The 8,896-nt window shown below is 66.0% G+C and carries 8 protein-coding genes; 7 read left to right on the forward strand and 1 reads right to left on the reverse strand.

The features are described from left to right. Positions 1-21 precede the first annotated feature (21 nt). On the forward strand, positions 22-1,038 hold the full coding sequence (locus ACEYYA_RS14215; RefSeq protein ID WP_374801575.1) for a Hint domain-containing protein: 1,017 nt from the start codon (positions 22-24) through the stop codon (positions 1,036-1,038). Here ACEYYA_RS14215 and ACEYYA_RS14220 read toward each other — a convergent pair. Then, the gene (locus tag ACEYYA_RS14220) at positions 1,035-1,988 is read right to left on the reverse strand and encodes a LysR family transcriptional regulator (protein ID WP_374801576.1); all 954 of its coding nucleotides are present in this window, start codon (positions 1,986-1,988) and stop codon (positions 1,035-1,037) included. The genes ACEYYA_RS14215 and ACEYYA_RS14220 overlap by 4 nt on opposite strands. A gap of 71 nt (positions 1,989-2,059) precedes the next feature. Between ACEYYA_RS14220 and ACEYYA_RS14225 the strand changes: the two genes are divergently transcribed. From ACEYYA_RS14225 to ACEYYA_RS14250, 6 genes are read left to right on the forward strand one after another with little or no spacing between them, the layout of a single operon-like run. Further along, a complete protein-coding gene (locus tag ACEYYA_RS14225; RefSeq protein WP_374801577.1) occupies positions 2,060-3,061 on the forward strand; it encodes a class 1 fructose-bisphosphatase in 1,002 nt (333 codons plus the stop codon). Positions 3,062-3,064: 3 nt separating this feature from the next. Next, positions 3,065-3,937: a phosphoribulokinase gene (locus ACEYYA_RS14230; protein WP_374801578.1), complete on the forward strand. Its 873-nt coding sequence runs from the start codon at positions 3,065-3,067 to the stop codon at positions 3,935-3,937. A 4-nt stretch (positions 3,938-3,941) separates the two neighbouring features. Then, positions 3,942-5,939, forward strand: a complete 1,998-nt coding sequence (gene tkt / locus ACEYYA_RS14235; protein WP_374801579.1) for a transketolase — start codon at positions 3,942-3,944, stop codon at positions 5,937-5,939. A gap of 3 nt (positions 5,940-5,942) precedes the next feature. Continuing rightward, complete coding sequence (gene fba / locus ACEYYA_RS14240; protein ID WP_374801580.1) at positions 5,943-7,004, forward strand: class II fructose-bisphosphate aldolase; 1,062 nt, start codon at positions 5,943-5,945, stop codon at positions 7,002-7,004. 12 nt (positions 7,005-7,016) lie between these two features. Then, positions 7,017-8,483 (forward strand): form I ribulose bisphosphate carboxylase large subunit, encoded by a 1,467-nt coding sequence (locus ACEYYA_RS14245; RefSeq protein ID WP_374801581.1) that lies wholly within the window; start codon positions 7,017-7,019, stop codon positions 8,481-8,483. An 11-nt stretch (positions 8,484-8,494) separates the two neighbouring features. Beyond that, positions 8,495-8,887: a ribulose bisphosphate carboxylase small subunit gene (locus ACEYYA_RS14250; RefSeq protein WP_374801582.1), complete on the forward strand. Its 393-nt coding sequence runs from the start codon at positions 8,495-8,497 to the stop codon at positions 8,885-8,887. The last annotated feature ends 9 nt before the right edge of the window (positions 8,888-8,896 follow it).

An 8,896-nucleotide genomic window follows, 5' to 3' on the forward strand; every position in this document is an offset into this window, starting at 1 on the left:
CCGCCACGCAGGGGGGCGGCGATGAAGACGATTTCCGACATCCCGAACACGGCCTTTTCGGTCGCCTTCGGCACTGGCATCGGCAACATGAGCGGTGGCGCGATGACGCGCTATCAGAATGTCACGACCACCTCGAATCTGACCATCACCACCAGCGGCAACAGCGGTTTCGTGATGTCGGTGGGCGCGACGGTCACCATCAGCTTTCTGTTCGATAACGATAACAACGCCGCCACGCCGCCCGTTGCCCGCAGCTTTACCGGCACGATCATCCGGTCGGACACCGCCAATATCGTCTTTGCGGGAACGCTGAATCAGACCGGCCAGCAGGTCGAGCTGAACGTCAGCCCTGGCTTCAACCTGACCGGGCGGACCGATGGCTATTTCCGAACCGACCGCGATGCCAGCTTTACCCGCAAGCTGCTGTGCTTTGCCGCGCAGACGCGGATCCTGACGCCCTCGGGGCCGGTGGCCGCGCATCGGCTGCGGCCCGGTGATCTGGTGGTGACGCTGGATCGCGGCCCGCGCCCGCTGCGCTGGGTCGGGATGCGGCGGCTGTCGGCGGCCGATCTGGACGACAATCCGCAGCTTCGACCGATCCGCCTGCGGGCCGGGTCGCTGGCGCCAGGGGTGCCGGTGCGTGATCTGCTGGTATCGCCGCAGCACCGCATCCTGCTGCGGTCCGACCTGGCGCAGCGGCTGTTCGGCACGCCCGAGGTGCTGGTCGCCGCGCGGCAGTTGCTGGCCCTGCCGGGGGTCGAGATCGCGCAGGATCAGCCGCGCGTCACCTATGTCCACCTGCTGTTCGATCGGCATGAACTGGTGCTGTCCGAAGGCGCGGCGACCGAAAGCTTCCTGCCCGCGCCGCTGTCGATGGCCGCTGTCGATGCCGACACGCAGCACGAGATTCTGGCGCTGTTCCCCGATCTGCGCGACCACGGCACCTTCCCCGACCCGGTGCGGCCAATCGTGCAGGGCGCCCACGCGCGCGATCTGGCCGCGCGGCACCTGCGACAGGGGCGGGCGCTGCTGGCCTAGGGCGGGCTGGGCAGAAAGCTGCCCTGCATCGCCACGATCTGATCCCAGACCCGCGCCCGCGCCGGGTTCGGCGGGCGGTCGGCGGCGCGCACCAGGAACCAGTGGCGTTCCATCGGCAGGCCCGGCAGCGGCAGCGTCACCAGCCGCCCATCGGCCAGTTCCTGCGTCACGGTGTGCTGGCTGAGCAGGGCGATTCCCATGCCCGCCATCACCGCCTGTTTGATGGTTTCGTTGCTGTCCATCTCGATCTGGGTAAAGGGATAGCCCTCGCCCACGCGGTCCAGCCAGCGGGTTGCCAGGATGCGGGTGCCCGACCCATCCTCGCGCTGGATGAAGGTCTCGGCGTAAAGTTCGGGCACCGGAATCGCGGGCTGGCCAGACAGGCGGTGGCCCGGCGGGGCGACGATGACATGGGGATGCGGCCCGATCACCGCCGCCTCGACTGCCGGGGCGCGGGGCGGGCGGCCCATGATCGCCAGATCCAGCCGCCCGCTGGCGATGCCGTCGATCACCTCTTGCCGGTTGCCGACGCGCAGTCGCAGTTCCAGTTCGGGCAGGGCCTGTTGCAGCATCCGCACCAGCAGCGGACCGAAATACTTGGCGGTGGACACGGTGCCCAGCACCACCCGCCCGGCCCGGCCGCTGCGCAGCGCCGCGACATCCTCGGCCATGCGCAGCAATTGTTCGTCGATGCGCCGCGCGGTGTCGCAGACATGGGCGCCGATCTCGGTCGGGGCGGAGCCGCCGCCCTCGACCCGGCGCAGCAGGTCGGCGCCCAGCAAGCCTTCAAGCGTCTTGATCTGGGCGTGCAGCGCCGGGGCGGTCAGCCCCAGCCGATCCGCCGCCGCCGCATAAGACCCGGTTTCCGCCACGGCGAGCAGCGCCCGCAGCCCGCGCGGGGCCATCGCCCGCAGGGCTGAGGTGTTCAATTTTTCTGAATATTCGACCATGACAATATAATTCTCATTTATGGAACCCGCTGGCAAGTCTTGGCGCAGGACAGGACGCAGGGGGCTTTGTCATGCAGATCATCGACCGGTCAAGTTTGGCGGACGACCCGGCACTGGCGGATGTGCTGGCGCGGGTGGCAGGCGCCGCGGCCGAGCTGGCGCGGGTCATCGCGGGCAGCGGCCTGGGCAACGATCTGGCCGCCACCGTGGATGCCAGCGACCATGGCGATGCGCAAAAGGCGCTGGATGTGATCGCGGATGACCTGTTCCGCAACGCCCTGGCGGGCAGCGCCGTGCGCTATTTCGCCAGCGAGGAACAGGCCGATGTGGTCGAACTGAACGCCGATGGCAACCTGGGCCTGGCCATCGACCCGCTGGACGGATCATCGAATATCGACGCCAATGTGTCGATCGGCACGATCTTTTCGATCATGCCCGCAGCGGGCGACGGCGATGCCACCTTTCTGCGCCCGGCGGGCGATCAGGTGGCGGCGGGCTATGTGATCTATGGGCCGCAATGCGTGCTGGTGGCGACCACCGGCGCGGGGGTGCGGCGCTGGATCCTGGACCCCGACAGCCGCACCTTTGTCGCCGTGGGCGCGCTGCCGCCGATCCCCGCGACGACCAGCGAATATGCGATCAACGCCTCGAACCACCGGCATTGGCCGGCGCCGATCCGGGCCTTTGTCGACGATCTGGTGAAGGGTGCCGAGGGTCCGCGCGGCCAGAACTTCAACATGCGCTGGATCGCCAGCCTGGTCGCGGAAACCCACCGCATCCTGACCCGTGGCGGCGTGTTCCTGTATCCCGGCGACAGCCGCAAAGGATATGAGCGCGGCCGCCTGCGCCACATTTATGAATGCGCGCCGATTGCCATGCTGGTCGAACAGGCCGGCGGTCAGGCCACCGACGGCTGCGACCGCATCCTGGGCAATACCCCCGACCGGCTGCACGCCCGCACTCCCTTTGTCTTTGGGTCGGCCGAAAAGGTCGCCCGCGTCGCCGCCTATCACGATCTGCCGACCGCCGAGACCTCGGGCCTGTTCGGCAACCGCAGCCTGTTCAGGAGCTGAGCCATGAGCAAGAAACACCCCATCATTTCGGTCGTCGGCTCGTCCGGGGCTGGCACATCGACGGTCAAGCACACCTTCGACCAGATCTTCCGGCGCGAGGGGATCACCGCCGTCAGCATCGAGGGCGATGCCTTCCACCGCTATAACCGCGCCGAGATGAAAGCCGAACTGGCGCGCCGCACCGCCGAGGGCAACCACACGTTTTCGCACTTCTCCTATGATGCCAACGAATTGGAAAAGCTGGAGGAAGTGTTCCGCGACTATGCCGCGACCGGCATGGGCAAGACCCGCAACTATGTCCATGACGCCGCCGAGGCCGAGAAATACGGCACCCCCCCCGGTGAGTTCACCCCCTGGCGCGAACTGGATGCCGGGTCGGACCTCTTGTTCTACGAAGGCCTGCATGGCGCGGTGCGCAATGACACGGTGAACCTGTCGGCGCTTGCCGATCTGAAGGTCGGCGTGGTGCCGGTCGTCAACCTGGAATGGATCCAGAAGATCCACCGCGACCGGGCGCAGCGCGGCTATTCGACCGAGGCGGTAACCGATGTGATCCTGCGCCGGATGCATGATTACGTCCATTGCATCTGCCCGCAATTCACCGAAACCGACGTGAACTTTCAGCGGGTGCCGGTGGTCGACACCTCGAACCCCTTTGTCGCGCGCTGGATCCCCACGGCGGATGAATCGCTGGTCGTGATCCGGTTCAAGAACCCGCGCGGCATCGACTTCCCCTATCTGACCTCGATGATCAACGGGTCGTGGATGAGCCGCGCGAACTCGATCGTCATTCCGGGCGGCAAGATGGATCTGGCGATGCAACTGATCCTGACGCCGCTGATCCTGCGCATCGTCGACACCGCGAAAAGGGCCTGAGACCATGAGCCACGCTGCGATCACCCGCCCCGACATGACCAACCGCGCGATGGCGAACGCCATCCGCGCGCTGGCGATGGATGCGGTTCAGGCGGCCAATTCGGGCCATCCGGGGATGCCGATGGGCATGGCCGATGTGGCGACGGTGCTGTTTGACCAGTTCATGCGCGTCGATCCGGCCAACCCGACCTGGCCCGACCGCGACCGGTTCGTGCTGTCCGCCGGGCATGGCTCGATGCTGGTGTATGCCATCCATCACCTGCTGGGTTATGCCGACATGCCGATGGATCAGCTGCGCGCCTTTCGCCAACTTGGCGCGCGCACGGCGGGGCACCCGGAATACGGCCATGCCGACGGGATCGAGGTGACGACCGGCCCCTTGGGTCAGGGCATCGCCACCGCAGTCGGCATGGCCCTGGCCGAACGTCTGGCCAATGCCCGCTGGGGCGATGATCTGGTGGACCACTACACCTATGTCATCGCCGGTGACGGCTGCCTGATGGAGGGCATCAGCCATGAGGCGATCGACCTGGCCGGGCATCTGGGCCTGGGTCGGCTGATCGTGATGTGGGACGACAACAAGATCACCATTGACGGTGACACCGATCTGTCGACCTCGACCGACCAACGCGCGCGCTTTGCCGCCGCCGGTTGGCATACCGAGGCCTGCGACGCCCATGACCCCGCCGACATCGCCCGCGCCATCTCCGCCGCGCGCGCCGACGCCCGGCCCAGCCTGATCGCCTGCCGGTCGGTCATCGGCTTTGGCGCGCCGAACAAGCAGGGCGGGCATGATGTTCACGGCGCCCCCCTGGGCGGGGACGAGATCGCCGCTGCCCGCACGTGGCTGGACTGGCCGCATGATCCCTTTGTCATCCCGCAGCCTGTCTATGACCAATGGCACGCCGTCGCCGCGCGTGGTGCCAAAGCCCGCGCCGACTGGCTGGCGCGCCACAAGGCCAGTGCCAAGGCCGCCGATTTCGACGCCGCCCAGCGGGGCGACGGGCTGGACCGGCTGGCTTCCGCGATGGCCGACTACAAGGCCGGGCTGATCGCCGACCGCCCCAAGGTCGCCACCCGCAAGGCCAGCGAAATGGCGCTTGGCGTGGTCAATGCCGCGCTGAGCAACACCATCGGCGGATCGGCCGACCTGACCGGATCGAACCTGACCCGGACCAAGGGCCAGCAATCGGTGAAGCCCGGCGACTTCAGCGGCAACTATGTGCATTACGGCATCCGCGAACACGGGATGGCGGCAGCGATGAACGGCATCGCGCTGCATGGCGGGTTCCGGCCCTATGGCGGCACCTTCATGGCCTTTGCCGATTACTGCCGCCCCTCGATCCGGCTGTCGGCGCTGATGGGGGTTCCGGTCACCTATGTCATGACCCATGACAGCATCGGCTTGGGCGAGGACGGCCCGACCCACCAGCCGGTCGAGCATCTGGCGTCCTTGCGCGCCATGCCGAACCTGACCGTGCTGCGCCCCGCCGATGCGGTCGAAACCGCCGAGGCCTGGGAAATCGCCATGGCCGCGACCGACCGACCCACGCTGATGGTTCTGTCGCGCCAGAACCTGCCGCTGCTGCGCGAACGCGTCGGTGCGGACAATCTGTCGGCGCGCGGGGCCTATCTGCTGCGCGCCCCCGATGGCCGCGATGTGACGCTGATTGCCACCGGGTCCGAGGTCGAGATCGCCATCGCCGCCGCCGAGGCCCTGGCCGCCGAAGGCATCCGCGCCGCCGTGGTCAGCGCCCCCAGCTTCGACGCCTTCGCCCGCCAGTCGGAAGGCTATCGCGCCGAGATCCTGGGGACCGCGCCGCGCATCGGCATCGAGGCCGCGCTGCGCTTTGGCTGGGACGGGCTGATGCTGCGCCCGACCGACGCCTTCATCGGCATGACGGGCTTTGGCGCATCCGCCCCCGCCCCCGCCCTTTACCGCCATTTCGGCATCACGCCCGAGGCCGTGGCCGATGCCGCGCGCCGCGCCTGCAAGGAGTAACCCATGGCACTTATCACCCTGCGACAGCTTCTGGATCACGCCGCCGAGCATGGCTATGGCGTGCCCGCCTTCAACATCAACAACATGGAACAGGGCCTGGCGATCATGGAGGCGGCGCGCGCCACCGATGCGCCGGTCATCATCCAGGCCAGCCGCGGCGCGCGGTCCTATGCCAATGACATCATGCTGGCCAAGATGATCGAGGCCCTGGCCGCGATCTATCCCGAGATCCCTTTGTGCATGCATCAGGATCACGGCAACAACGAAGCCACCTGCATGACCGCCATCCGCCACGGCTTTACCAGCGTGATGATGGACGGCAGCCTGGAAGGCGACGGCAAGACGCCGGCCAGCTATGATTACAACGTCCAGATCACCGAGCGTGTCAGCCGCATGGCGCATTGGGTCGGTGCCTCGGTCGAGGGCGAACTGGGCGTCCTTGGTTCGCTGGAGGGCGAATCCGAGGCCGAGGACGGCCACGGCGCGACCGGCAAGCTGGATCATTCGATGCTGCTGACCGATCCCGATCAGGCGGTCGATTTCGTCAAGGCCACCAAGGTTGACGCCCTGGCCATCGCCTGCGGCACCAGCCATGGCGCCTACAAGTTCAGCCGCAAGCCCGATGGCGACATCCTGGCGATGAAGGTGATCGAGGCGATCCACAAGAAGCTGCCCGACACCCATCTGGTGATGCACGGCAGTTCATCCGTGCCGCAGGAATTGCAGGACATCATCAACGCCCATGGCGGCGAGATGCCCCAGACCTTTGGCGTGCCGGTGGAAGAAATCGTGCGAGGCATCAAGCACGGCGTGCGCAAGGTGAACATCGACACCGATTGCCGCATGGCGATGACCGGCCAGTTCCGCAAGATCGCCCAGCAAAACCCGCGCGAATTCGACCCGCGCAAGTTCCTGAAACCGGCCATGGACGCCATGCGCGACCTGTGCCGCGACCGGCTGGAAGCCTTTGGCACCGCCGGAAACGCCAGCAAGATCAAGGTCATCCCGATGGACGAGATGGCCAAGCGTTACGCGAATGGGTCGCTTGACCCGAAAACCGTCTGAGGAGGGACCATCATGGCTGACGACGCAAGCAAGACGGAAATCACCGACAAGAAGAAACGCTATGCCGCCGGTGTGCTGAAATATGCGCAGATGGGCTATTGGGATGGCGATTACGAACCCAAGGACACCGACCTTCTGGCGCTGTTCCGCATCACCCCGCAAGAGGGCGTGGACCCGATCGAGGCCGCCGCCGCCGTGGCCGGCGAATCCTCGACCGCGACCTGGACGGTGGTCTGGACCGACCGCCTGACGGCCTGCGATCAGTATCGCGCCAAGGCCTATAAGGTCGAACCGGTGCCGGGCACGCCGGGGCAGTATTTCTGCTGGGTCGCCTATGACCTGATCCTGTTCGAGGAAGGCAGCATCGCCAACCTGACCGCATCCATCATCGGCAACGTCTTCAGCTTCAAGCCGCTTAAGGCCGCACGGCTGGAGGACATGCGCTTCCCCGTCGCCTATGTGAAAACCTTCAAGGGGCCGCCCACCGGCATCGTGGTGGAGCGCGAGCGTCTGGACAAGTTCGGCCGCCCGCTCTTGGGCGCGACGACCAAGCCCAAGCTGGGCCTGTCGGGCAAGAACTATGGCCGCGTCGTCTATGAAGGGCTGAAGGGCGGCCTGGACTTCATGAAGGACGACGAGAACATCAACAGCCAGCCCTTCATGCACTGGCGCGACCGGTTCCTGTATGTGATGGAGGCCGTGAACAAGGCGTCGGCGCAGACGGGTGAGGTCAAGGGCCATTACCTGAACATCACCGCCGGCACGATGGAGGAGATGTATCGTCGCGCCCAGTTCGCCAAGGAACTGGGGTCCGTGGTGGTGATGGTTGACCTGATCGTCGGCTGGACCGCGATCCAGTCGATCAGCGAATGGTGCCGCCAGAACGACATGATCCTGCACATGCACCGCGCGGGGCATGGCACCTATACCCGGCAAAAGACCCATGGCATCAGCTTCCGCGTGATCGCGAAGTGGCTGCGCCTGGCCGGGGTGGACCACCTGCATACCGGCACCGCCGTCGGCAAGCTGGAGGGCGACCCGATGACCGTGCAGGGCTTTTACAACATCTGCCGCGAGAACGTGAACGCGGTCGATCTGCAACGCGGGCTGTTCTTTGAACAGGACTGGGCGGATCTGAAAAAGGTGATGCCGGTGGCCTCGGGCGGGATCCACGCCGGGCAGATGCATCAGCTGCTGGACCTGTTCGGCGATGATGTCGTGCTGCAATTCGGTGGCGGCACCATCGGGCACCCGATGGGCATCCAGGCCGGTGCGACCGCCAACCGCGTCGCACTGGAAGCGATGGTTCTGGCCCGCAACGAAGGCCGCGCGATTGCCACCGAAGGCCCGGAAATCCTGCGCGCCGCCGCCAAGTGGTGCAAGCCGCTGGAGGCCGCGCTGGATACCTGGGGCAACATCACCTTCAACTATACCTCGACCGACACGTCGGACTTCGTGCCCACGCCGGGCGTCAGCTAAGGAGAGACAAGATGCGGATTACTCAGGGCTGTTTTTCCTTCCTGCCCGATCTGACCGATGAGCAGATCACTGCGCAGGTCGAATATTGCCTGTCGAAAGGCTGGGCCATCGGGGTCGAATATACCGACGACCCGCACCCGCGGAACACCTATTGGGAAATGTGGGGCAACCCCATGTTCGACCTGAAGGATGCCAAGGGCGTAATGATGGAGCTGGCCGATTGCCGCAAGGCGCATGGCGACGACTACATTCGCCTGAACGCCTTTGACAGCAATCGCGGCTTCGAGACGGTGGTGATGTCGTTCATCGTCAACCGTCCCAAGACCGAGCCGCGCATTCGCATGGCCCGGATCGAGGTCGACGGCCGGTCGATCCGCTATGCCCATGACACCGGGCATGGCTGATGACAAAGG

Source organism: Paracoccus zhouxuedongae (assembly GCF_041927815.1).
Classification (GTDB): domain Bacteria; phylum Pseudomonadota; class Alphaproteobacteria; order Rhodobacterales; family Rhodobacteraceae; genus Paracoccus.

Excerpts from the sequence above, each read along its gene's own strand:
- ACEYYA_RS14225 (WP_374801577.1), top strand. The coding sequence starts at position 2,060 with ATGCAGATCATCGACCGGTCAAGTTTGGCGGACGACCCGGCACTGGCG.
- tkt (WP_374801579.1), top strand. The coding sequence starts at position 3,942 with ATGAGCCACGCTGCGATCACCCGCCCCGACATGACCAACCGCGCGATG.
- ACEYYA_RS14250 (WP_374801582.1), top strand. The coding sequence starts at position 8,495 with ATGCGGATTACTCAGGGCTGTTTTTCCTTCCTGCCCGATCTGACCGAT.
- fba (WP_374801580.1), top strand. The coding sequence starts at position 5,943 with ATGGCACTTATCACCCTGCGACAGCTTCTGGATCACGCCGCCGAGCAT.
- ACEYYA_RS14215 (WP_374801575.1), top strand. The coding sequence starts at position 22 with ATGAAGACGATTTCCGACATCCCGAACACGGCCTTTTCGGTCGCCTTC.
- ACEYYA_RS14230 (WP_374801578.1), top strand. The coding sequence starts at position 3,065 with ATGAGCAAGAAACACCCCATCATTTCGGTCGTCGGCTCGTCCGGGGCT.
- ACEYYA_RS14220 (WP_374801576.1), bottom strand. The coding sequence starts at position 1,988 with ATGGTCGAATATTCAGAAAAATTGAACACCTCAGCCCTGCGGGCGATG.
- ACEYYA_RS14245 (WP_374801581.1), top strand. The coding sequence starts at position 7,017 with ATGGCTGACGACGCAAGCAAGACGGAAATCACCGACAAGAAGAAACGC.